Below are 23483 nucleotides of genomic sequence, written 5' to 3'. Positions count from 1 at the left end.
GGAGCGCAAGAGTGATGTGCATCGCTCCGGCCGAACCCTCATCCGCCTGCCGGCACCTTCTCCCGGCGGGAGAAGGATTCGAACTCGGGGACTGAGGAAACAGGAAGGCTTTCGGGAGAGTGGCGAGTGGGGTCGAGCAAGGCGACAGCCGAAAAGAGTTCGAGCACCGCATCGGCGACGCCGGCGCAGGCGCCCAAACGCCCGTTCTTCGCGCATGCGGGCGGCGGAGGATTCTTTCCGCCCGTGCAGGCCAAGATGACGGTCGGCGCGCCCGGCGACAAGTTCGAACAGGAAGCCGACCGCACCGCCGATAAGGTGCTGCGCATGCCCGACCCGGCTGCTGCCGGCAAGCTGCAGCGCACACCGGGTGACAAGGCCCAGCGCCAGGGCGCGGACAAGCTGCAACGCCAGAGCGCCGACAAGGTGCAGCGGCGCGAGGAGGAAAAGATCTTCCGCGCGCCGGCCGGCGAGGCCATCCAGAAAGCACCGGAACAGAAAGTGCAGCGCCGCGAGGAAGAGAAGATCCTGCGCGCGCCGGCCGAGCAGAAGGTGCAGCGGGTAGAGCAGAAAGGCATCCAGCGCGCCGAAGAGAAGCCAGTGCAGCGGACCGAGGATCCCAAGGTCCAGCGCGCCGAGCAGAAACAGGTCCAGCGTGCTGAACAGAGGCAGGTCCAGCGCACCGAAGACCCGAAGGTCCAGCGCACCGAGCAGAAGCAGGTGCAGCGCGCCGAGGATCCGAAAGTGCAGCGCACCGAGGAAAAGGCGCTCCAGCGCTCGGCCGAGCGAGTCGCGCACCCGCACCGCGCCGAAGAAAAGATCTTCCTCGCCCCCGACGACAAGCTGCAGAAGAAGGACGACGACAAGGTCCAGAAAGCCGAGGCCGCACCCGGTGGCGAACATGTGCAGCGCGCCGCCTCCGGCGGCGTGCCGGCGGTCGAGGACAACGTGCAGTCGACCATCCATCGCAAGATGACCGGTGGCCAGCCGCTGGGCAACGATGTGCGCGGCTTCATGGAGCCGCGCTTCGGCGCCGACTTCGGCAACGTGCGAGTGCATCACGACGGCGAATCGGCCGGCCTCAACAACCGGCTGGGGGCGAAAGCCTTTACCTACCAGAACCACATCTTCTTCTCGCGCGGCCAGTACCAGCCCGGCACCAGCGACGGCAAGCAGCTGCTCGCGCACGAGCTGACCCACACCGTCCAGCAGGGCCATGCGGTACAACGTTCGCCGGAGGTCGCGCCGGTCTCGGCAGCGCCGGCCACGCCGACGGTACAGCGCCTGGGTGTTCAGGACGCGCTGGACAAGTTCGCCGACTGGGCCTACGCGATTCCCGGCTACCGGCTGCTGACCCTGGTGATCGGCTTCAATCCGATCAACATGCGTTCGGCCGACCGCTCGGCGGCCAACATCTTGCGCGGCCTGATCGAGCTGATGCCGGGTGGCTCGCTGATCACTCGGGCGCTGGACAACCACGGCGTGATCAACAAGGCCGCCACCTGGGTAGAGGCCAAGCTCAAGCAGCTCGGCGACATCGGCGCGGGCCTGAAGCAGGCGCTGGACGATTTCCTCGATTCGCTCAGTTGGACCGACATCTTCGACCTTAGCGGCGTATGGGAGCGCGCCAAACGCATCTTCACCGAGCCGATCAGCCGCCTGATCGATTTCGCCGTGTCCACCGCGGTGGAACTGCTGAAGATGATCAAGGACGCGATCCTCAAGCCGCTGGCCGCGATGGCCCAGGGCACGCGCGGCTACGACCTGCTGTGCGTGCTGCTCGGCGCCGACCCGATCACCGGCGAAGCCAAGCCGCCCACCGCGGACAACCTGCTCGGCGGCTTCATGAAGCTGATCGGGCAAGAGGAGATCTGGGAGAACATCAAGAAGGGCAACGCCATCGCGCGCGCCTTCGCCTGGTTCAACACCGCGCTGAGCGGCTTGATGGGGATCGTGCGCTCGATTCCGACGCGCATTATCGAGACGCTGACCTCGCTGACCATCACCGACGTGCTCACCGTGGTCGGCGCGTTCGGCAAGATCGCCAGTTGCTTCATCAGTATCGCCACGGACTTCATCAGCTGGGGCCTGGGCACGATCTGGGATCTGCTGAAGATCATCTTCGACGTGGTCAAGCCCGGCCTGATGGGCTACATCATGAAGACCGGCGCAGCGCTCAAGAGCATCCTGAAGAACCCGATGCCGTTCCTGGGCAACCTGGTCAGCGCGGCCAAGCTCGGCTTCAGCAACTTCGCCGCCAACTTCGGCACGCATCTGAAGGCGGGACTGATCGACTGGCTGACCGGTTCGCTGCAGGGCGTGTATATCCCCAAGGCGGCCACCTTGCCGGAGCTGGGCAAGTTCGCCATGAGTGTGCTCGGCATTACCTGGGCGCAGATCCGCGGCAAGATCGTCGAGGCGCTGGGGCCCAAGGGCGAGCGCATCATGCAGGGGCTGGAACTGGCCTTCGACGTGGTGAAGGCGCTGGTCACCGGCGGTGTGGCGGCGGTGTGGGAGCTGATCAAGGAGAAGCTCAGCGATCTGAAGGACCAGGTGATCAGCGGCATCGTCTCCTTCGTCACCGACACCATCATCAAGAAGGCGATCCCGAAGCTGATCGGCATGTTCATCCCGGGCGCGGGCTTTATTCCGGCGATTATCTCCATCTACGACACGATCATGGTCTTCGTGCAGAAGATCTCCAAGATCATCCAGGTGGTGACCGGCTTTATCGATTCCATCGTGACGATTGCCGGCGGCAATATCAGTGGCGCGGCCAAGCGGGTGGAGAGCATCCTGGCCGGACTGCTGTCGCTGGCGATCAGCTTCCTGGCCGGCTTCCTGGGGTTGAGCAAGGTCACCGACAAGATCATGGAGGTGATGCAGAAGGTGCGCGCCAAGGTCGATGCGGCGATCGGCGCGGCGGTGAACTGGGTGGTGACCAAGGCGAAGTCGCTGTTCGCCAGGCTGTTCGGCGGCAAGGACAAGCCGGACGACCGCAGCGACGAGCAGAAGGACAAGGATAAGCAGGCGGCTATCGCGGAAGCGGAGGCCCTGGTCAAGCCGGACGACTTCGACGAGGACGACACCAGGCACAAGCTCGGCGCGATCAAGTCACGCTACCGGTTGTCGAAACTGGAGCTGGTGATCGGCTCCGAAGCGGGCGACGAAGAGACGATCTACTTCGTGGCGGCGGCCAGCCCCGACACCAAGGGCAACGACAAGAAGGTCAAGAAACCCGACAAGGATGGCCTGACCGAACTGAGCCTGACGCGCCCGACCTGGACAAAGAACGAGGAGTACGACGCGCGCATCGCCATCATGAAGCGTCACCAGGCGATGCCGAAGGAGTCACGCAAGGCGGCCACCAATATCTTCAATACGGACGGAACGTTCAAGGTCGGTGCTACCTGGGCGCGCCGGCATGTGCTGTCCTCGTACGATATGAAGGATCACTACGAGCGCGCGCTCATCCTGCCGGCCAAGACCACCAAGACCGCAGGCACGGCACTCGGCGGCCGCGGCTTTGCTCCGGCGACCAAGGACAAGAGTGCGATCAAGCCGGCGGCGCAGGCTTTGTTGACCGCGTTCCACAACGATGCGCAAAACATCTGGGTGGGCGAGACGCGGCAGAACTCCGTGCTGCAGGAGAACGTGGATCCGGATCCCTCGATGTACGACGCCGAAGGCGACGTCATCACCCGGCGGGTCAGCACCCACATCCAGGCCATGGCCAACCGCTATGCCATTCCCGGTTCGGTGGCGCTGTCCGTGAGCAACAAGTATGACGTGCCGGTCAAGACTACCTATCGGGTGACTGCATGAACGAGAACGCTGCGGAACACGATCTTTCGCTGCTGCTCGACGTATTGCGCCCGTTGTCGGCGCAATACGGCCTGCACGGCGAAGTGGTCGATATCGATGGTGCGCTGATCTATCAGGCGCCATGGCTCGGCGATGGCGATGTCACCGGCGTGTTCATCGTGACCGATCCCGCCTATTCGCAGGTACAGGCCTACCTGACCCTGCCGTGCAGGGTCGGCGCCAACGGTGGGCGCAAGGCGATGGACTTCGTTGTGCGCAGCGGTTTCGGGCTGCGTTTTGGCGCACTGGAATTCGATGAGGACGAGGGCAGCCTGAGGGTCAGGACGGATGCCGAGACCACGCCTGAAGAACTCGCGCAAAGCATTCCCCGCCTGTTCGAACGCGCCCTGGAACTGGCGCGCAAGGTGTCGCCGCCATGGCAGGCGATCTGCGGACGCACGGAGAAAGCCAGCGAGGAAGGACATGCGCTGCGCCGTTATGGTTTCTAGGAGGTTTGCGTGAATCAGCATACGGTCAATCTGGAACTCGCCGTGCAATGGCTGGCCAACGTGGTCCGTGCGCGGCTCGGCGAGCATTTCGGCCAGACCTCCGCGCCGGTGCCGGATTCCTTCGAGTACCTGGAGGACGACTCCTGGCTCGCGCGGATTCTGGAAAGCCATCGGCCGTCGGCGGAGGAGCTAGGCATCCTGATGCTCGGCTTGCTGCCCCATGTGCAACCGAACCTGCTCGATACCATCGTCGGCGATTGCGTTCCCGCCGGCGGCGACTTTCCCGAAATGGGCGGCGTCAGGCTGGCCAGCCATCGCGGCATGCTGCCGACCGGCGAGACGGCGCAGTTCCTGTTCTCGGGGAGTGAGCTGGAACAGCGATTCCAGCTTCAGTGCATGTTCGGCAACGGCCATTGGTTCATGCGCCACCGCATCCTCTGGCTCGAACCCGTGCGCGAAGGCGAGCCGTTGATGAGCGGCCGCCTGATCGTCAACCCCGAGATCATCGAGGAAATCGTCACCGGCAAGATCGGCCGCCCCGCCTTCAGCATCGACTTTCCCGCCGAGCACATCGAGACATCGATGGACTGGGACGACCTAGTGCTCAACCCGATGACCCGCGCGCAGATCCGCGAGCTCGAGCACTGGGTCAAGCACAACGACACCTTGATGAGCGACTGGGGCATGCGCAAGCGCGTCAAGCCCGGCTACCGCGCGCTCTTCTACGGCCCGCCGGGTACCGGCAAGACGCTGACAGCGACGCTGCTGGGCAAGCACACCGGCAAAGATGTGTTCCGCGTGGACCTGTCGCGGGTGGTGTCCAAGTACATCGGCGAGACCGAGAAGAACCTGTCGCGCCTGTTCGACAAGGCCGAGAACAAGAACTGGATCCTGTTCTTCGACGAGGCCGATGCGCTGTTCTCCAAGCGCACCGACGTGCGCGACGCGCACGACAAGTACGCCAACCAGGAAGTGGCTTATCTGCTGCAGCGGATCGAGGGTTACAACGGCCTGGTGATCCTGGCTTCGAATCAACGTGCCAATATCGACGATGCCTTCGTGCGCCGCCTGCAGGCGATCATCCCGTTCCCGATACCGCAGCAGGAAGAGCGCTACGAGATCTGGCGCCGCATTTTCCCAACGCAGATCGCCCTGGCGAGCGACGTGGACTGGCGGCGCATCGCCGCGCGGCACGAGCTGACCGGTGCGAATATCCTCAACGTCACGCACTTCTGCGCGATCGAGGCACTGGCAAACCAGAGCATGCAAGTCGATCTGAAAAGTCTGGAAACAGCGATCAAGCGCGAGTACGTAAAAGAAGGAAAAGTCATGTAGGCAGTGGCCTTATAGGTGACCAGCCACGCCTACTTCCTTACCCATACGCCAGGCCGCGCGGTTGCCTTGGTTAACATGAGCGACACGCGGCTCCATCGGAGGTGTGCCCTACGCAGCGATTAGTGAGTGTTATCGAGGGTAGGGCGAACGTTCGCTTTCGACCCGAAGCGGCAAAAGAAATGCGTGAATCCGAAAGTTATGTGTTGGAAGAAAACAATCGCCAATGCCCTTCGGAAACGACGCGGATTTCACCATCCGTCACGGCGATGGCGGTTTGATCATCGATGGCATAGACCGGTGCCGGTATTTTGGCAGCCCATTTTTCAGCGTTAGCCAACGAAGCATCCGGGTGATTCTCGTTATCAAGATGCGGAATCAACGCAAAGTCGACCAGTCCCACGCCGTGAGCGGTGACCAGACGGCTAGCGACTTCACCTTCTGCGGTGGCGAACGAGAAAGCCTCCGAGGTCAGTGTGTCGTGATAGCCACTTGGAGCTCCGGTGTAGTTTTCCCCCAATGTTGAAGACGCCGCCATGCTCCCTGCGCTCACCCCCACGTAAACGAGCTGGCTACGGAGTGATGGTAGAAGGTCGGCTAAACCCGACTGACGCATCCAGTAGGCGAGATAGACCGGATCGCCACCCCACACCAACAGGGCATCCGTCCCCTCCACCATGGGGATCCAGTCTTTTTCGTCGATAGTGGGAAGTGCCGTGAGCTCAAGAACTTCCAGAGACTTCCAGCCCAGTTCGCACAAAGGGCTGCGCGCTTTTCCACCGAATGCCCGCCACGCCATGGCGGCATGGCGTGGGTAGGAATACATGGCGGTAGGAATGAAGATGGCGTTGGATTCGGCAATCGGCTTGCCGAGTAGTTCGATTAGCGCGTCGTGGATGCTTGGGTTGGTGATGCCACCCGAGGTTAGAAGGAGTTTCATGTCAGTTCGCCTTTTGCATGGCTTTTTTTCCTGGGGTGGTCTTCATAGCGTCGACGAATGACCCAACCAGAATTCGACAGGCAGCTGGAAGAAATGAAGCGAAAGGTTGCTGGCTCGCTTGGCCGCAATCGACAGCCAAACAAGTGCGCCATGTACGATGATGGCCTTATGCTGGTGGCTAGCAGCTCAAGCTGGCAACACAGACAGCCGTCAATCGCATAGAAGGTCGCAAACCATGACGCTCCAATGCATCAATCCCGGAGATCTGCCCACTCCGCAAACGTACACACAAGTCGTCGTCGCGACGGGTACCAGGTTGGTGTTCGTCGCCGGCCAGGAACCCGAAGACATCAACGGCAAACTCGTTGGCCGAGGTGATTTGGCGGCGCAGGCGCGCCAAGTGTTCGCCAACCTCGGCCGAGCCCTGGCGGCCGCCGGAGCTGCACCCAAACACGTAGCCAAAATTACGATCTACGTCGTCGACTACAGGCGTGACGAACACTTGCCGATCATTGAAGCGGCCCGGGTGACGCTGTTCGGGGATCACAAGCCGGTCGATACGCTGGTGGGGGTCGCGACTCTATCCCCGGACTATCTGATTGAGGTCGATGCGGTTGCGGTCATCGATGGTTGAGAACAACCGGGCCACCGTCGCCTCAGGGCAGGTGTGTGCGGGACAACGACGGGCTTGAAGACGTCGGTGGCGTCGACCTGGTGTTCGACGTCATCGGCGGACACATCGGGAAACGGTCCGCGCGCTTAGTCCGAGCCGGCGGAATACTGGTGTCCGTCGTTGGGCCGTCCGAAGCGCGCCCAACCAACGGCTCGGTAGTCGACTTTGTCGTCGAGTCCGATCGCGGCCAATTGAGCGAGATCGTCCAACGGGTGCGCGACGGACGGCTGCGGACCAACATCGGCCATATCGCGACCGTGGAGTGATGTCGTGAGCTCTGTCGGCCTGAAGGCCTGGGGCGGATCATCACTTCACCCGCATCACCAGAAGCGCTCTCGCCTGCAGTCCATCATCGCGTACTGAGGAACGAGTCGGCGCACCTTACTTCGGGAGCGACTGAGAAATACTCATTAAGTAGGCGATCAGATCGCTCCGATCTTGCGCATCCGGTACGGAGTAGCCCATTTTTTGCCCCGGGACCACTGACTCCGGGTCGGTTAGCCAGCGGTCGAGATTGCGCTGCGTCCACACCAGGTCGCTTGCTTTGAGCGCGGGGCTGTACTCGTAGCCCGGAGCAGTCCCGGCGCGACGTCCGAAAACCCCGCGGTGAGCTGGGCCTGTGCGATTGGTATCTACAGAGTGGCAGGCTGCACAGCGCGAATCATAAAGTTGTTTGCCGCGCACGGCATCACCATTCCACTCGGACGCGTTAACAGAGAAGCTTGCCATTAGGGCAAGGCCGATACTCATCCAAGCGGTAGTCATTAAATTTTCCACTCTCATCTCCACATCGAGGAAGAAATGGGCCGGTGAGACCAGCCCATTTTTTCATCTACGCCCCGAATCCGAGGGCAGGCATGAAGGGCTTTCCCAGCGCCGCATTCAACGTGGCCCAGTGGGTGGCTTCGTCAGCTGCGATGCGCGCCGCAATCCGCGCCAGCTGAGGATCTTTGAACGCCGGAATCACTCCCAAATAGGCGTTCGCCGCGCCCAGCTCAAGAGTCAACGCCAACATCAGGACGTCCGATTGATTCTTTAGCTTGTCTACGCTGAGAGCCTTGGCGTACTCAGACTCTGTCTTCTCCATGACCGGCTCGCCACCCAGCTTGCGAATGGTGGAGATCAACAGATTGTTATGTTGCTTGTGGTCGCCCTGGAACTTGGTGGCTACCTTGATCGTGTCGCCCTTGAGCAACCCGCTTTTCAGTGCAATGCCGTAGGCAGCGATTCCTTCGTACTCAAGCGCTACCTCGACATTGAGGATGCCGATGTCGTGGGCCGCAACTGCGGGAAGCGCCGCCGCTAGGGCACTATGGCCGCCAAGCAATGCCAGAGCTCCGGCGGAAAGGGCGACACCGCTACTCATCCTCAGGAACCCGCGGCGATCGATAGTTTTTTCGATAAGTGAAGTCATGATTCGTTCCTCTCAGCTACAAGATTTAGGTCACATCGCGTCTTACTCTTCAGTCGGGCCCCTAGTCTTCGCGACCATGTTCGACCCGTCTTGGCAAAGCACTAACGAACCAAGAATGCAAATTTTTGGTATGCCCGGAGACGATCGGGAAGTCGATGTCAGGCCATGCGAGATTGGTAGGGAATTCGCAGGCCGTCATGGACGTGATATCCGCGATGATTGGACCTCCGGAGACGCGGCATCGAGCGGTGCAATTCAGTTCATGGATACGTCTCCCGTTGACACGTTGAGTGGATTGCCACGGGCGATGTTAGGCTCTAGTCTTGGACTGCAGTTATTCATTAGTCCAAATTAACTTGCGTATCGTCCAGAATGTCAGCCGACCTCCTTTCTCCGATCTTGAGTTACTTCAATGTCCGAGCCCGGGTCTTTTACACGGGACGACTCTGCGGCCATGCCACCTTTGATCAATCGGAAGATGCCGGCTTTTTGCACTTATTGCGGTCAGGCACCGCGAATTTGCGCGACAGCACAGGCTTTATCACGACGCTGACGAAACCGACGCTCGTGTTCTATCCGCGCCCGCTGACACAATGGATCGACGTCGATCAATCCGGTGCGGACTTGGCGTGTGCTTCGGTGGACTTCGAGCACAAATCATTTAATCCGATTGCGTTGGCTCTTCCGTCTCGCTTCATGTGTGAACTCGAAGAACTGCAATCCCTACAGCCGCTTCTTGAGATTCTGTTCGCGGAGGCTTTTTTCGAAGCCCCTGGGCGCCAGGAAGTGCTCAATCGATTGTTCGAGCTGGTACTTATCCAGTTGCTGCGTGCCACGATCACGCGTGGCTCGGGGGATGTTGGTCTGCTTCGAGGTTTAGCTCACCCGCAACTCAGTCGGGCTATCAGCGCCATGCACGCCGAGCCTGCAAACAGCTGGCCACTGGAGGAATTGGCTGGCTTGGCGGCAATGTCCCGCAGCAGCTTCGCAGCGACTTTTAAGCGGGAAATGGGGCAGACGCCTGGGGACTACCTGACGACCTGGCGGATATCCACGGCCCAGGCATTACTTCTTCGAGGCACCCCACTTAAACATGTCGCCGAGAGCGTAGGCTACGCTAGCCAAGCCGGTTTTCTGCGCGCGTTCAAGACCTCGGTAGGAAAGTCTCCAACGGTGTGGCTGCGCCATGCTGAGCAGGTCGTGCATCGGCAACCTTAGAGTTGAACCGCCAAAGCGCGGCATCTGCTCAAGGGTTCCAAATACAGATCTCCTATCGGCCGAAGGCGGGCCCTAGAGTAGGGTGGTTAGGTCAAGTTATTGAGGGTAGGTGCGTGCACCGGTGTGATTGCGTGGCGCGACAGACCGAATCTGACCAGACCGCCGACCGGTATCAACAGCCGAAGGCCGGCGTCGACCCATAGAAACCGACCCAGAGCGGACTTTGCGGGTCAGGCCCGCAATGGCGGCGCTGCGCGTTCGCATGCGCGCCCCAAGAATAAAAAGAATGGACCGGGGTGTGAGGCACCCCGACCCGGCTACAAAGAACCGACCTACTCGGTCCGGAGGTAGGTAGGTGCCCGACCTCGATCCTCCGGCATCTCTCATGCGCTGCTTGACCGCGCATGTGAGGCGGGCACGCCGTTACGATTCGATCTGCAGCGGCGCCCTCCTGCTTGCAGCGCCCTGCTGGACGAGTGAAGGCCTCGGCGTCGCGCGCCTCATGGGCGAACGCGAATGACCGTCTTTCCCGTGCGTCGCTCGGTCGAACGGAAGGTTGCGATGGCGTCGTCGAGCGATGACACCTTGCCGATGTTCGTCCGCAGCCTTCCGTCCCGCACCCGCTGAACGATCTCGGACAGTTGGACCCGATCGGCCTCGACGACGAAATCGATGGTGCGGCCGTCGGCGGGGCGAACATCCGTCGGTCCGACGACGGTCACGAGCGTTCCCCCGGCCCGGACGAGCCTGGCGGACCGCTTCTGTATATCGCCGCCGATGACGTCGAACACCAGGTCGACGCCGCCGACGTCTTCCAGCCGGTCGCTGCCGAGTTCGATGAATTCATGGGCGCCGAAGTCGAGGGCCCTCTGACGGTCGGCGGCGCGCCCGGTGCCAATGACATAAGCGCCAGCTTCCCGCGCGAGCTGCGTCACGATCGAACCGACGGCGCCGGCCGCGCCGTGCGCGAGGACGCTCTGGCCCGCCTGAAGACGGCCATGCTGGAACAAACCCTGCCACGCGGTCAGGCCCGAGATCGGCAGGCTCGCGCCCACCGTGAAGTCGACGTCACCGGGTAGCGGCGCGAGGTTGCGCGCCTCCATGGCGACGTACTCGGCGAGCGTGCCGTCGCGATGCCAGTCCGACAGGCCAACGACCCGCTGGCCGATAGAGAGCCCGGTGGTCCCGTAGCCGAGCGCGGTGACCACGCCGGCCAGCTCGTGGCCGAGGATCGACGGCGTCCGTTCACGAAAAGCCCGGTCGGCCCAGGTCGACGGCCACTCCAGTTCGGTGTTGACGAATCCCGCCGCGTAGACCTCGACGACGACGTCGTTGATCGCCGCCTTCGACTCAGGCCGATCCACCAGTTTCATTCCAGCCGTACCTGCCGCCGGGTCCGTAACTACGATCGCTTTCATGGGAATTACCTCTTCGATATGGGTGGGTTCTGGATGGTTCGCGGGAGTGAAGGTCGTTTCGATTTCCCGCGCGACGGGTCATCGGCCCGATGTTTTTCGCGGCGTCCTTGGTATCGGATGGGCGGGCGAAGGTGGCGGCCGCTTCATGGCCAGAAGATCCATCACCTCATCCAGGTCTTCGGTCGATGCGATGGTCACCGTCAACCATTTCCCGTCGATGTACGCTTTGGCTTCGTCGTAGAGCTTCACCAATGGCGGGCGCCAGGCATAACGCCGCTCCTCGAACTTCTCCCGTTCTGCCCGACCCAGGACCACGACCGTCGAAAACCGTCCGTATTCCGGCACCAGGGTGCAGAACGCCTTGGCCTTCTTGTAGCGCAAGGACCAGCCGCGGTTCTTGCCGCCGTAGAGCCAGTCCGGCTCGAAAACCGCCGGGTAGGACTCGTCGATCCAATGCCGCAATGCGGTCCAGTGGACGAACGCCGCCGATCCGATCCATTGGCGGACCGCGCGGTCATCGGGTGGTGCCGATTTGTCGGCGATCCTGCTGCCGATCCGGGGCGGCGTGCCGCCATCGGCGGCGGTTGCTTTCGTATCTGTGCGTGACATCGTCAAAACCTCGCGGTCATGCTCCGGCCAAGGCCGGAAGAGGGTGATGCGGGCCTGCAGAAGGCCTGCGGTGCGCCTTCCGGGATCCGCCGTTGCGACGCTCCTCCATGACCGTCAGGTCGATCGCCGCGAGCGCTTTCCCCCTCGCCGATGCCGCCTGGTCGTGGTCGAGGAAGGCCGTGGCTTGGAGGGGCAGGAATTGCAGCGTCTTCAGTCCAATGGAGTTGAGCGCCAACGACAGGTACGGCGTCAGGAAATCGGGTTGGTTGGCCCGCTCTCCGGAAAACACCCCACCGGAAGCGACGCCGATGAACACGGGACGATCCCGCAGCATTCCTACCTTCCCGGCTGACGTCGACTTCATCGTGCGCCCGACGCGCAGGACCTGGTCGACCCACGCCTTGAGGGACGAGGGAATCGTGTAGTTGTGCATGGGCGTTCCGATGACGATCGCATCGGCCGCTTCGAGCTCCTGGATAAGCATTTCGGAGACATCCAGGGAACCCTTCGGTGGGGCCGCCAGCGTGGCCGGCGTCGATAGCGCGATCGCATAGTCGGCCACGGCGTGCGGCAGCGGTTGGGTGCCAAGGTCACGCCGGCGGATGCTGGCTCCGGGGGCAACCTCCAGAAGCCGTTCGACGATCGCGGCCGAAAGCGCGCGGCTATGCGATTCCCGGCGCGGACTGCAGTCGATGTGGAGAATGTGCATGTGGGTGCTCCTCATGGCTTCGGGAGGTTGCGCTGGGGCCGGCTCAGATCGAGCCGGCCGGCTCGACGGCGGGAAAGTCCTGCTCGGGATCGAACACGTTGTTGAAGAAGTTCGTCAGCGAGTACATGGCCACAAGCGCGATGATCTCGATGAGGTTCGCCTCCGTGTAGCCGGCATCGCGGACGGCTTTCACGTCGGCGTCGTCGACCTTGCCGCGGGTCTCGATGACCTTGCGTGCGAACCGGACGGCCGCGTCGCGTTTCGGATCGTTGGCGTGGCCCTGGCGGGCGAGGATGATCTCGTCCTCCGGCAGCTTGGCCATGTGTTCGGCCGTGAAGCTGTGCACCGTGAGGCAGTAATTGCAGCCATTCACTTCGGAAACGGCGAGGCCGATGCTGTCACGCGTCTTCACGTCCAGTGTCTTGCTCAGCGAGCCCAGCAGGGTGGCCCACGCGTTGAACGCGATCGGGCTCGCTGCGAAGGTCGCCATCATGTTCGGGGTGAAGCCGATGTTCCTGGTGAATGCATCGAGGGTCGGTTGCGAAGCGGCAGGGACTTGTTCCGGCTTCAGGGCAATAGCTCGTGACATGGGGTACTCCTGGGGTTGATGAGTGATGGGTTGATGCGCTGATCGGTACTCAGGCGAAATCCAGTACGTCGGCCACCGGCATGCGTGGCTTCTGCGGCCAGTTGCCGGCGCGTTCGGGCCCGACGGTCAGCAGCATCACGGGGATCTCGTCGTCGGCCAGGCCAAACTCGCGGTGCACGGCTTCGGCGTCGAAGCCGATCATTGGCGTCGAACCCATGCCGAGTGAGTGGGCCGTATAGATGATTGCCGCGGCACCGAAGGTCGCCGTGCGCACCGCCTCGTCGCGCTGCCGCTGGGGTTGGTTGTCGTACAGGCCGCGGGCGGGCGCTTCCCATTCCGGTACCAGGTGCGCCGGCATGATCCCGGCATCCACCACCGGCGCCAGTCGCGCGGGGACGGTGCTGGCGTCAGCCAGCTGGCCGATGACGATGAAGGTCACGGCACCGTCGGTGATCGCGGGCTGGTTCCAGGCGATGGGGCGCAAGCGGGCCTTGGCTTCCGGGGTGCGGACGGCGATGAATCGCCAGTTCTGCAGGTGGAACGAGGTCGGCGCGGAAGTACCGATTCGCACGAGGTGGCGGATCTGGTCGTCGCTCAAGGTGGCGGCGGGGTCGTAGTACTTGGCGGCACTCCGGCTCAGGATGGTTTCGATGACGGCGTTCGTCGGCGCAGGACGCGCGACAGGGTGGGATGGTTGCGGTGCGAGCTTGTTTCCGTCGTGTTCGGCCGATGCGCAAACATCTGCGATGGCACGGCTTGCGGAATCGGTGGCGGTGGTGGTGGTGATGCAGTTCATCGGGTGGCGCTCCCTCTCAGTGATTACGGGAGCCCACTTTATCGTCTGGCGTGCAAACTTCGAGACCTAATAATCTCAATATGATCCTCAAAAGGATCACAATGAGATCCACCTGGCGTGATCGCGATCTAGGCGCGCTGACGGTGACGAGCGCCGTCCGGCGTGGCCCGGGATCTACGCGCGATGCTGCGCCTGACGGCGCCATTCTCCCGGCGTCATTCCCATCCGTTCGGTAAACACACGGCGGAACGCCGAAACGGATTGGTAGCCGACGGTCTCGGCTACGGCCTCGGTACTGATCCCCGTTTTTTTCAACTCGTTGGCGGCCAGGCTCATGCGCAGATCGGTCAACAGATCGAGGGCAGAGCAACCGAGTCTGTCCTGGAACTGCCGCATGAATGTAGCGCGCGACATGCCGCACAAGCCGGCCAGGTCGGGCAGTTTCCAGGATCGCGCCGGATCGGCAAACAGCGCCGCGATCGCCGGCGCCAGCCGCGGATGGCCCGCCAAGGCCAACAAGCCTTCGGGAGCCTGCTCGCCTTCGCTCGACGCGCGCAGTACCAGGGTGAACAGGGCCGAGGAAAGTGCGTCGAGAATGGCGCGTCCGCCGGCCCGGTCACCGGAGGACTCCATGCGCATCAACTTCACCAGGCTGGCCAGTTGGTCGGAGGCGGAACCGCCGCCGTCTTCTCCATGCCCGTTCCTGGCCCGCGTCACCAGATTCGCGGGCATGTGATTGCGGATTAGCCGGTCATGCGGCGGCGTGATGAAAAACCGCCCGCACATCAGATCCAACTTTTCGCCCGGGCTGTCGTTCTCGCTCAACACCCATCCGGCGGAACCCCGGTGTTCCTGGGTACGGACAGGTGCCTGCCCGCTACCGTCGTGCAGCACGTGCGCCGCACCGTGAGGCAGCAGAACGATGTCCCCAGCCATCAGTTCCCACGTCGTTCGCGTCTGCGGATCCTCGAGGATGGCGCGGCCGCTGACGATGACGTGGTACGGGATCTCGTTTGCCGCTGCCTGGTTCCAGCTCACGCGCCACGGCGCGCCATAGGCGCAACGGACCTCGAGCTGCCCCGTGACGGTGACGATTCGCAGGAAATGGCTTAGCCAGTCGACTTCGGGCATGAGGCGTGGAAACGGAGGGAAGGGGGACGTCCGAACACCTTATCGCAACCGTCGTCGCCGGCCCACCGTTCGCTCCGCCTCACGCGCCTACTAAACCGTGCTCCTCTGGCCGTAGCCGCGTTGGCAGTCGATCATGAGCCGGATCCCTCAGTCACGCTCAGTCACGCAGGTGTGCCTGACCTGTTGATCGCGAGGGAATAGCCATCAGCGGCTGGACGGTGCGGTAGCGTTTCGACGGGAAGCGCATTGCGGCAGTTCGGAAGCATGGCCTGCCGCGCGGCCCCGAGCACCTCCCATTGCACCGCATCGTCGGGATGGTCACCGGCCCGCGGCGGTCGAAGCCGGCCAACGCTACCCCAAACCCGGTCGCTCGCCTCGATGACGCCCGTCAGCGCATCGAAGTTGTGCAGCACGAGTCCTGCAGCGGGTACGGCGAGGACTGGCAAGTCGCGTTTATGCTTATTTAGTTGCTGATAGGGGGGCACTTTTAGTTTCTGGACCTGAGGAACGCAAGAGCTAGGCCAGCGGCGAGGGTCAATGTTAAAGTTGACATAATATACATTATGCGAAATAAAACATTGCTCTTTATCCTTACCCTCGCGGCGCATGCCGCGATCAGGAACCGGGAGAACCTGAGCAATGCGTGGATTTTGGAGTGAGTCGAACTGGCGTCTGGATAGTGACGCCCTGCTGATGCCCAACGGCCAGCGGATAACACTGAAGCAAATCCTGCAGTGGCGTGCCGACCAAGTCGAAGGCCGGCACGACCTGTCCGGCCAATGGTCTGGCTGGCGCATTCGCCAGCAATGGCTGATCGCACCCGGCGGCACAATACGGCAAGGCCGCATCCCGGAACACGTCATGCGACAGATCGTGCGAACGTGGGACTGGGAACGCAAGGAACGTAGCCGGCGACAACTGCCACTGTTCTAGCGAATCGGCCGATCCGCATAATCACCGGAACAATGCACTGGATTCGCGATAGAACCCAGCTGCGTGTACGTCGTACCATCGACCTGCACCGCCACGCCACCAACACAACGTTGGTTCGCTGAGAGGCGTCGAGACGAAAGACTGTTCTCGGCATCACGCAAATCCCGCCGATGCTGATCCCATACGCGTTGACGCTCCTGGAGCTGACGTTGTGCCTCGGCTTGCTGACCTTCCTTAACCGCAGCACCAGCATAGTCAGAAATACTCTGCATCACGGCCACGGCATCCTCGCGATCACGTTCCCGCTCCAAGGCTCGCCAACCGATCACCAGCACCCCGAACACTGCCAGCGCCGCCAGCACTGACCAGAAAACCCGCATATCCATATCGAACTCCCCTGTATCGGCCCGAGCATAGAGCACGATTTCCCCACGGGAAACCGCTCGATCACGAGCGAGCCGAGGAACGGAGGGAGTGACTCCAAAGGTTTTGCCCAAGGTGCAAGCACCTTGAGCCCGGATGACTCGCACTGAATTAGTGAAGGATCGGCCCGAGGAATGAACACGCGAGCATATGCGGCCGGGATGACCATACGCGGAAAAAGGAAATATCTATCCGGCTTCGACAAGATAAGCGCGAAGCCCTGCGGCTATCTCGAATTAATAAAAGCGGTCGAATAATTATTGCATTGATACTAAGCCGACTTTCTTCAGCATTTTTATTCCACAAAATAGACTAATGTAAGCCATTACCTACATAATTCCCATTTTATTCGTGAAATAATCCGATTGCCCTGCCATCCGACCAAATTCGGCAATCAGGGCAACCGCGCAAAAAAGCGCGGGCCGCATGGGCTGGAACCCACACGACCCGCTGACCACAACCAACTAACCGGAGTTGATCATGGCTACGACAAAGCATACGGCATGCACCCATCCCCGTGCTGCCACCCCCACTCCCCTCCCGCTCCTCCTGATCGGCCGCGCAACGGCCAAGCCCGCCTCCAGCCCAACGGCAAACGGACACGCGCCCAAACCGCCCGCCACCGCGTAGGCCACCTCGCACCCGATCACGCACTGCCGCGCACACCCGCGCAAGGCGCGCGCGGCCACGCCAGGAGCACCACTATGGAAAGCGAACACCACGTTCTGCCCGGCAGCGACAGCATTCACCTGCCCGCCGACAGCTACTACGAACTGCTGCAGATCCGCGACCAACTGCTGCTGCACGCCCGCTGCATCGCGCCCATCTCCCACGAGGAGGACGATGCCACTCTCGATCTCACCCGCAACATGCTCGCCGACTGCTTCCAGCAACTCGCCCAGCGGCTCGCCAAGGCGCTGGAAACCGACGGCGACGAACCCGGCGATTGATGCAGCCACGGCCGGCAACGCGATGAAAGCGAGACGCCCGGCGAGACTTTCGCCGGGCGTCTCGCTATTTCCAGCGGCGGCGGCAGCGAAGGAGCTCTAGCCAACCACGGCGACCTGATAACCCTGGGGAGCGATTAACTCCCTCCCAATATCGGGACCGTGGCATTGACCAGACCGTGGATAATTCAGCGCGGCATAAAACGAACCCTCGATCAGCACCCTTCCCTCTGTTTTTCGACTCACGATAAGTGGTGACTAATCATTCTCCTATCGACCACTTCAGGCCAAAAGCTGACGATCGACATCTATCCCGGATATCGACGTGGTTCCCGCTCTGATTGAACACGCTAGCCACGCTCCTTCATCGCACGGAATAGCACGTACGCCGCCATGATGAATGCCACGGCGTACCCCAGTGCGAACAGGTGGGTGTCGATGGTCGGGATGAATGCCTTGCCTGGATCGTGCTTGAGATAGTCCAGCATGCTGTAGGTGTAAGGGATCAGATACCCGAACTTCCAGGGCAGTGCCGCGAGCGCACCAATCCACATCAGAAAACCGACGCCCAGCGGCACCAGGAAATTCCGGAAGCGCAGGCCGAGTAGGTATTGCACGGCGATAATCGGCAGGCAGTCGACGAAGTACCTCGCGTTGTCCCGCAGAAAGTCCCCGAACGGAATGGCGCCTTGTGGATATGGCACGGCAGCGGTCAGTTGATAGGGGATGATGGCGGAAAGCCAGATGCCCAAATTGAACAGCACGAAGAACTGCACGATCAGCAGCATGATCACACCCAGCTTGGACACGAAGATCGCGCCCAGCCCGAGTGGTAGCGTGTGCACCTGTTTCCATGCGTTGTTGCGATGTTCGATCTGCGTGATCAGGCTGGTGACCATAATCGCGAACAGCGGCAGGAAGAAGATCGCCATCGACTGCCATGCGTCTTGCCACAAGTGGGGCCAGAAGTCCTCCGCGGAGTAGATGGGTTCCAGCCGCCGATGATGCACGAGCCTGGCCACGATGATGGCCAGTGGGGTGAACAGGCTGCCGCACAGCACCAGCCACCCGGCCAAGCTATGGCGGGTCTTCAGCCATTCGCCTTTGAAGGCACGTACGAAAGTGATCATGCGGCGCTCCCGACCATATCGAGGTAGATGGATTCCAGGTCATAGCCGCGGGTACCGATGGCGTAGACATCGATGCCGGCCTGGAGCAAGTGCCGGTTGAGATTCGCCACATGTCCGTCGGGCATCATTGGCAGCGCCAGGCCATCGGCGACGGTCGTGGCGAGCACGCCCAGACCGGACAGAACTTCCAGCGCTCGTCGGTCATTGCTAGTGCGCACGGACAACGACATGCTCGGCTGTTGCTGCTGCCTCAGATCAGCCAGCGTGCCCTCGTAGACCATGCGGCCTCGGCCGATGACGCCGACGTGGGTGACCAATTTCTCGATTTCCGCGAGCAGGTGACTGGACAGCAGGATGGTGATGCCATCCTCGCGACTGAGCCTTACCAGCAACTGACGGATCTCCACCATGCCGTTGGCGTCCAGCCCGTTGGTCGGCTCATCCAGGATGAGCAGCTTTGGCCGATGCAGCAACGCCATCGCGATGCCCAGGCGCTGCTTCATACCCAGCGAAAACTGGCGAACTTTCTTGCGCTGGGTCGCCGCTAATCCGACCTGCGCCAGCACCTCGGCGATGCGCTGTTTTGGACAGCGGTAAACGCGTTGGAGTATTGCTAGGTTCTCGGTGGCATCGAGATGGTCGTAGGAGGAAGGGCTTTCAATCATCGAGCCCACGTGCTCGAGTATCTCGATACGGTGCCGCTCGAACCCTCGCCCGAAGATCGAGATGCTGCCTTGCTGACATCGGAGCAATCCGAGCAGGAGGCGCAGCGTAGTGGTCTTTCCGGCGCCATTGGGCCCGAGGAAACCGTAGATGCTGCCTTCAGGTACGCGCATGTTGATGCCATCGAGCACAACGTCGTGGTTTGAATAGCGATGGAACAGTTCGAATGCTTCGAGGCAATACATGGCAGCGTGTTCCTTTCTTGGCCGGTTGGAGGGCTCTGGGACATAGATCTGGTCAGGTTCGATCAGCTTGCGAAAATTGATATTAGAGTTAAACTAATGGCAGAAATATTTAAGTCAAGCTTAAATTTTGGAGGCAACATGACCACCCAATCCCCGACGGCAGAGATCCAGCGTCGCAGCGCGCGACTGCGCACCTTCGTGACCTTGCTATGCAGCGGGCTGATCGTGCTGCTGGTTCTCGAACGATTTGGATTTGCTCTGGAAGAGCTCATTCGACGCGGCATAGATACGAAAAAACTCGGGCGTCTAGCCGTCCAGACGGTGGAGGCGCTACCGGAGGCGTTGTATCTGCTGGCGCTTTGGTGGATTCGGCAGGCGTTGGCGGCGATCGGACGCGGCGAACTTTACGGACCCGCCATCCGTCGCATGCTCGACCGGGTGGGATTGATGTTGACGCTGGGTGCGTTTGCCAGCGTCTTCTTGGTGCCGGGGCTGTGCCGATTGTTCGGATACGATCCTGGATTCTGGATCGCCTATGACATCTCGGCGCTGGTGTTAGGGGCGGTCGGTCTTTCACTGAAAGTCATCGCTGATGTACTGCGGCATGCCGCCGACGTACAGGCTGAACTCGACGGGATATTCTGATGCCCATACGAGTCACACTGGATGACGTGCTCGCGGCACGGCAGATGAAAGCCAAGCAACTGGCCGCGCTGGTTGGCGTCAGCGAAACCCACCTGTCTCTGTTTCGTTCCGGGAAGGTGCGCGGCGTGCGCTTTTCCACGCTGATGCGACTGTGCGCCGCGCTGAATTGCCAGCCCGGCGAACTGCTCAGCTACGAGCACGACGACTCGGATCTGTCGGCCGTGGACGAGGAGAGCTGAGCGACCCATGCGCGAAACTGTTCTACATCGCTGGAACCGGCGATATCGTGCTGTCGTGCCCTCGTTTGTGGGCTTGGCGAACATGTGTGAGAAAGCTCGGAAGCGGCTCCTGCCCTACCCGCGATAACCCCGACCAATCGCCCTGCCCCGGCGTCCGATGCAAGAGGGACCGCGCGAACGCGGTCGCCGTTTTTCTACCCAATCATCAAGTCGCTTTGTGTCGCGCGCTGTGGCGACGAGTCGATCGCCGGATTCGAGTAAGGCCTCCACAATGTTTCGGCCCAAGCCGCCTGCGCTGCCGATGACTAACCAAAGGTTGTGTATATATCCCTGCTTTTTGCTTTGCACTTATTGCCTGGTTTCAGATCGTCGGAGCGCGGCCCTCAACTGGGATGGCGTCGTTCCCTTCCACGTTCGGAAAGCTCGATAGAAAGAATTCGAATCCTCGTAGCCGAGCAGAAATGCCACTTCCGTGACATCCATCTCCGGGCGGTTGAGGTACTCGTGCGCCAGTTCCTGCCGCACCTCAAGAAGCAACTGCCGGAAGGTTGCACCGTCATCGATGATGCGACGCTGCAAGGTCCGATCGCTCAACCCGAGCTCGCGTGCCACGGTCGCTATCTCCGGCCGGCTTCCCGCGAGCAGGCGTTTGAGAATCCATTTCACCTGCTCACTGATCGAACTTTGCGCACGGCGCTCTTCAAGCGCGCGCTCGAGCTGCGGATTCAACATGTCAAGCAACTCGGCGTTGTAGGTAAGGAACGGCCGATCGAGATCGGTCGCGTGCAGGACGAGCGCATTTCGTCGCGCTCCGAACGTGATCGGACCCATGAAATAGGCTTCGTGGAAGCCGGTCGCCTCCGCGCTGCGCTTCAGCTCGACCCTTTTCGCCGTCACCCAATGCCCTGTGCCACGGCGACCGAGTTCAACGAAGGATGCGAAGGCGGCGTCTGTCAGCAAAGGCGGCGTCTCTTCCTGCGCGTGGAGCCACACAGGCTCGATCACACACTCGTCCTTGCTCAGCTTGATTTGCAGTTCCTCGGGCGAACACAGTTGCTTGAAGCGAGCAAGGCGAGTGAGGGCATCCCGGTAGTCACGAGCGTAATAGGCCGCCATCGTTGACGGTGGCCGATTACCGACGTCGATCTGGGTGGCGATTTTCAGGCCCGCGGCCGGATCAGCGGATAGCTCGCCCACGGCACGCCAGAGTGCGAAGAACTGCGCCGTCGTGACGAGGTTCTTCTTGCCGTCGTAAACAGTCAGCGGCAAGCGAGCTTGGTTCAGCACCGCTGCTGGCGTAAGTCCGATCTTGCCGAGCCCTATCCAGAAGGCGTTCGCGGCTTTGAAACGGTCTGGCACGTGGACGGTCATTTTTTTCTCTCGCTGGCATGTCGTCTGGAAGCCATCGCGCTGTCAGGACATACCTCGGGTTAGCCGATGATCGCCTTGGGTTCCAGGTACTCCTGCAGCCCGAAGACCCCGCCTTCCCGACCCATCCCGGATTGTTTGAACCCACCGAAGGGAGCAAACGGATCGTGACTCAATGTGTTGATCAGGACGCGGCCGGCGGCGAGTTTGCGCGCCACACGGGTGGCCCTTTCCGGGTCCGCCGAGCTTATGTAGGCGATGAGGCCGAATTCGGTGTCATTGGCGATTTCAATGGCCTCGGCTTCCGTCTTGTACGTCAGTATCGAAAGAACCGGCCCAAAGATTTCTTCCTTCGCGATACGCATCTCGCGGGTGACGTTGGCAAACACGGTGGGCTTGATGAAGTTCCCACCTTCAAGTCCCTGGGGATGACCTTCCCCGCCGATGACGAGCTCCGCACCTTCCTCGATCCCCGACGTGATGTACTCCTGCACGCGGTTGTACTGCTTTGTGCTGGCCAATGGGCCGAGCGTGACGTCCTTGTCTCTCGGATCGCCCACTTTGATTTTTTCGACGGCCGCCTTGGCCAATCGCTTCACTTCGTCGAGTCGGTCTTCCGGCACGATCAGACGTGAAGCCGCAATGCAGGCCTGCCCGTTATTCAAGTAGCAGGCGTTGATGGCCAGCGGGATCGCCGTGGAGAGATCGGCGTCGTCCAGGATGATGTTGGGTGACTTGCCCCCGAGCTCCAGCGTCAAGCGCTTCATCGTGTCCAGGGAGTTCTTGGCGACCAGTTTTCCGATCTGCGTCGAACCGGTGAAAGCGATTTTCTGAATGTCGGGACTTTGCGTTAACTCCGTCCCGACGACCTCGCCCAGGCCCGTCACGACATTGATGACACCGGGAGGCAACCCGGCTTCATGAAAGGCGTCCAGCAACACTTCCGTTTGCATGGCGCTCATCTCGCTGGGCTTGATGACGACCGTACATCCGGCAGCGATCGCCGGCGCCACCTTGATCGCGATCGAGCCGGCGCTCGAATTCCATGGCGTAAATATGCCCACTACGCCGACCGGTTCCATCACGACCTTGGATGTGCCGACGGTTTTGACCAGGTCGAAATCTTCGAGGACTTTCTTGAAGTGCAGGAAAATGTTCGCCGCGAGGTTGTTGGAGCCCCTCGCACGGTCCTGCGGTGCGCCGTATTCTACGACCGTCGCTTCGACAAGTTGATCCATTCGCTTGGCCACGGCATCGTGCAGCCGCTGCAGAAGCTCCATCCGGTATTCCTTGCTACTTTGCGAAAAAGTATTGAAGGCCTCTTTCGCAGCACCGATGGCTTTTTGGGTGTCGATTTCATCTGCCATGGTGACCTTGCCGATAACCTTGTTGTCTGCCGGGTTCACTAGATCGACGATCTGCGTTCCATGAGGCGTGACGAATTGGCCGTTGATATAGGCGCGATCAAAGGCTCTTGCTGGAGTCGTGGCTTCACGTGCTTTCATTTGTGTGACCCCTCTTGAGGTTTCGGCTTTACCAAGGTCGCTGTGTCTTTCAGGACCCCAGCTCACAATTTCAGTGTCGCTCAAGAGTGGGTCGGCGTAACTAGCGAAAGACGCCAATGCTCTTGCAAAACGTGCCAAACGGTCTATTGCTGAGGGGCCGCTCCTGGTTTCAACGTCCGGGCCACGCTCTCTCTGCCGCAAGACGGCCTGCCGGTACCGTGGGAAGACGCCGCGCGCAATCCGGCC

At 61.2% G+C, this 23483-nt stretch carries 25 protein-coding genes; 10 read left to right on the top strand and 15 right to left on the bottom strand.

Annotated elements, in window-relative coordinates; translation table 11 throughout:
• Window positions 1–126: 126 nt before the first annotated feature.
• The 3 genes from BUA26_RS13290 to BUA26_RS13280 are packed head-to-tail and all read left to right on the top strand — an operon-like array spanning window position 127 to window position 5645.
• Complete coding sequence (locus BUA26_RS13290; RefSeq protein ID WP_072761297.1) at window positions 127–3822, top strand: eCIS core domain-containing protein; 3696 nt, start codon at window positions 127–129, stop codon at window positions 3820–3822.
• A complete protein-coding gene (locus tag BUA26_RS20170; RefSeq protein ID WP_072761296.1) occupies window positions 3819–4310 on the top strand; it encodes a hypothetical protein in 492 nt (163 codons plus the stop codon). Before BUA26_RS13290 ends, BUA26_RS20170 begins: the two co-directional genes overlap by 4 nt.
• A gap of 9 nt (window positions 4311–4319) precedes the next feature.
• Window positions 4320–5645, top strand: a complete 1326-nt coding sequence (locus BUA26_RS13280; protein ID WP_072761295.1) for an ATP-binding protein — start codon at window positions 4320–4322, stop codon at window positions 5643–5645.
• A 196-nt stretch (window positions 5646–5841) separates the two neighbouring features.
• Here BUA26_RS13280 and BUA26_RS13275 read toward each other — a convergent pair whose 3' ends face one another.
• Window positions 5842–6582 carry a Type 1 glutamine amidotransferase-like domain-containing protein gene (locus tag BUA26_RS13275; protein ID WP_072761294.1) on the bottom strand — a complete coding sequence of 247 codons (741 nt, stop codon included), beginning with the start codon at window positions 6580–6582 and terminating at the stop codon, window positions 5842–5844.
• Between the two features lie 235 nt (window positions 6583–6817).
• Between BUA26_RS13275 and BUA26_RS13270 the strand changes: the two genes are divergently transcribed.
• On the top strand, window positions 6818–7216 hold the full coding sequence (locus BUA26_RS13270; protein WP_072761293.1) for a RidA family protein: 399 nt from the start codon (window positions 6818–6820) through the stop codon (window positions 7214–7216).
• 35 nt (window positions 7217–7251) lie between these two features.
• On the top strand, window positions 7252–7521 hold the full coding sequence (locus BUA26_RS13265; protein WP_218587826.1) for a zinc-binding dehydrogenase: 270 nt from the start codon (window positions 7252–7254) through the stop codon (window positions 7519–7521).
• A gap of 115 nt (window positions 7522–7636) precedes the next feature.
• On the opposite strand, the gene BUA26_RS13260 is transcribed toward BUA26_RS13265, so the two are convergent.
• Window positions 7637–8020 carry a c-type cytochrome gene (locus BUA26_RS13260; RefSeq protein WP_218587825.1) on the bottom strand — a complete coding sequence of 128 codons (384 nt, stop codon included), beginning with the start codon at window positions 8018–8020 and terminating at the stop codon, window positions 7637–7639.
• Window positions 8021–8087: 67 nt separating this feature from the next.
• Entirely contained in the window at window positions 8088–8669 is a 582-nt protein-coding gene (locus BUA26_RS13255) for a ferritin-like domain-containing protein (RefSeq protein WP_072761292.1), read from the bottom strand.
• Window positions 8670–9041: 372 nt separating this feature from the next.
• Here BUA26_RS13255 and BUA26_RS13250 point away from each other — a divergent pair, with 372 nt between their 5' ends.
• Window positions 9042–9887, top strand: a complete 846-nt coding sequence (locus BUA26_RS13250; protein WP_072761291.1) for a helix-turn-helix transcriptional regulator — start codon at window positions 9042–9044, stop codon at window positions 9885–9887.
• A 500-nt stretch (window positions 9888–10387) separates the two neighbouring features.
• Here the strand turns inward: BUA26_RS13250 and BUA26_RS13245 are convergent, their stop codons facing one another.
• From BUA26_RS13245 to BUA26_RS20165, 7 genes are all read right to left on the bottom strand, one after another.
• Window positions 10388–11305 carry an NADP-dependent oxidoreductase gene (locus BUA26_RS13245; RefSeq protein ID WP_072761290.1) on the bottom strand — a complete coding sequence of 306 codons (918 nt, stop codon included), beginning with the start codon at window positions 11303–11305 and terminating at the stop codon, window positions 10388–10390.
• Window positions 11306–11383: 78 nt separating this feature from the next.
• Window positions 11384–11914: a DUF3788 domain-containing protein gene (locus BUA26_RS13240; protein WP_072761289.1), complete on the bottom strand. Its 531-nt coding sequence runs from the start codon at window positions 11912–11914 to the stop codon at window positions 11384–11386.
• Window positions 11915–11930: 16 nt separating this feature from the next.
• Window positions 11931–12623, bottom strand: a complete 693-nt coding sequence (locus BUA26_RS13235) for an FMN-dependent NADH-azoreductase (protein WP_072761597.1) — start codon at window positions 12621–12623, stop codon at window positions 11931–11933.
• 43 nt (window positions 12624–12666) lie between these two features.
• On the bottom strand, window positions 12667–13212 hold the full coding sequence (locus tag BUA26_RS13230) for a carboxymuconolactone decarboxylase family protein (RefSeq protein ID WP_072761288.1): 546 nt from the start codon (window positions 13210–13212) through the stop codon (window positions 12667–12669).
• 49 nt (window positions 13213–13261) lie between these two features.
• Window positions 13262–14008 carry a nitroreductase family protein gene (locus tag BUA26_RS13225; protein ID WP_218587824.1) on the bottom strand — a complete coding sequence of 249 codons (747 nt, stop codon included), beginning with the start codon at window positions 14006–14008 and terminating at the stop codon, window positions 13262–13264.
• Between the two features lie 174 nt (window positions 14009–14182).
• The gene (locus BUA26_RS13220; RefSeq protein WP_072761287.1) at window positions 14183–15139 is read right to left on the bottom strand and encodes an AraC family transcriptional regulator; all 957 of its coding nucleotides are present in this window, start codon (window positions 15137–15139) and stop codon (window positions 14183–14185) included.
• 161 nt (window positions 15140–15300) lie between these two features.
• On the bottom strand, window positions 15301–15747 hold the full coding sequence (locus tag BUA26_RS20165; protein ID WP_143154272.1) for a hypothetical protein: 447 nt from the start codon (window positions 15745–15747) through the stop codon (window positions 15301–15303).
• A gap of 31 nt (window positions 15748–15778) precedes the next feature.
• Here BUA26_RS20165 and BUA26_RS13215 point away from each other — a divergent pair, with 31 nt between their 5' ends.
• The gene (locus BUA26_RS13215; RefSeq protein WP_072761286.1) at window positions 15779–16072 is read left to right on the top strand and encodes a hypothetical protein; all 294 of its coding nucleotides are present in this window, start codon (window positions 15779–15781) and stop codon (window positions 16070–16072) included.
• Here BUA26_RS13215 and BUA26_RS20160 read toward each other — a convergent pair.
• On the bottom strand, window positions 16069–16458 hold the full coding sequence (locus BUA26_RS20160; RefSeq protein ID WP_143154271.1) for a hypothetical protein: 390 nt from the start codon (window positions 16456–16458) through the stop codon (window positions 16069–16071). The two genes, BUA26_RS13215 and BUA26_RS20160, sit on opposite strands and share 4 nt — an antisense overlap.
• A 741-nt stretch (window positions 16459–17199) precedes the next feature.
• Between BUA26_RS20160 and BUA26_RS13205 the strand changes: the two genes are divergently transcribed.
• Complete coding sequence (locus BUA26_RS13205; protein WP_072761284.1) at window positions 17200–17445, top strand: XAC0095 family protein; 246 nt, start codon at window positions 17200–17202, stop codon at window positions 17443–17445.
• A gap of 347 nt (window positions 17446–17792) precedes the next feature.
• On the opposite strand, the gene BUA26_RS13200 is transcribed toward BUA26_RS13205, so the two are convergent.
• Window positions 17793–18572, bottom strand: a complete 780-nt coding sequence (locus BUA26_RS13200; RefSeq protein ID WP_072761283.1) for an ABC transporter permease — start codon at window positions 18570–18572, stop codon at window positions 17793–17795.
• The gene (locus BUA26_RS13195; protein ID WP_072761282.1) at window positions 18569–19480 is read right to left on the bottom strand and encodes an ATP-binding cassette domain-containing protein; all 912 of its coding nucleotides are present in this window, start codon (window positions 19478–19480) and stop codon (window positions 18569–18571) included. Before BUA26_RS13195 ends, BUA26_RS13200 begins: the two co-directional genes overlap by 4 nt.
• A gap of 138 nt (window positions 19481–19618) precedes the next feature.
• Between BUA26_RS13195 and BUA26_RS13190 the strand changes: the two genes are divergently transcribed.
• Together BUA26_RS13190 and BUA26_RS13185 are read left to right on the top strand one after the other, a co-directional pair.
• Window positions 19619–20125 carry a DUF2975 domain-containing protein gene (locus BUA26_RS13190; protein WP_178368590.1) on the top strand — a complete coding sequence of 169 codons (507 nt, stop codon included), beginning with the start codon at window positions 19619–19621 and terminating at the stop codon, window positions 20123–20125.
• On the top strand, window positions 20125–20364 hold the full coding sequence (locus BUA26_RS13185; RefSeq protein WP_072761280.1) for a helix-turn-helix domain-containing protein: 240 nt from the start codon (window positions 20125–20127) through the stop codon (window positions 20362–20364). The genes BUA26_RS13190 and BUA26_RS13185 overlap by 1 nt, the downstream gene beginning before the upstream one ends.
• A 348-nt stretch (window positions 20365–20712) precedes the next feature.
• On the opposite strand, the gene BUA26_RS13175 is transcribed toward BUA26_RS13185, so the two are convergent.
• Both BUA26_RS13175 and BUA26_RS13170 read right to left on the bottom strand, forming a co-directional pair.
• On the bottom strand, window positions 20713–21735 hold the full coding sequence (locus BUA26_RS13175; RefSeq protein WP_072761278.1) for an AraC family transcriptional regulator: 1023 nt from the start codon (window positions 21733–21735) through the stop codon (window positions 20713–20715).
• A gap of 59 nt (window positions 21736–21794) precedes the next feature.
• On the bottom strand, window positions 21795–23237 hold the full coding sequence (locus BUA26_RS13170; RefSeq protein WP_072761277.1) for an aldehyde dehydrogenase family protein: 1443 nt from the start codon (window positions 23235–23237) through the stop codon (window positions 21795–21797).
• Window positions 23238–23483: the final 246 nt, after the last annotated feature.

It is taken from the genome of Rhodanobacter sp. OK091 (assembly GCF_900142825.1).
Taxonomy (GTDB): Bacteria; Pseudomonadota; Gammaproteobacteria; order Xanthomonadales; family Rhodanobacteraceae; genus Rhodanobacter.
Note: the sequence above shows the minus strand (reverse complement) of the source record. Positions and strands in the feature narration are given on the sequence as shown.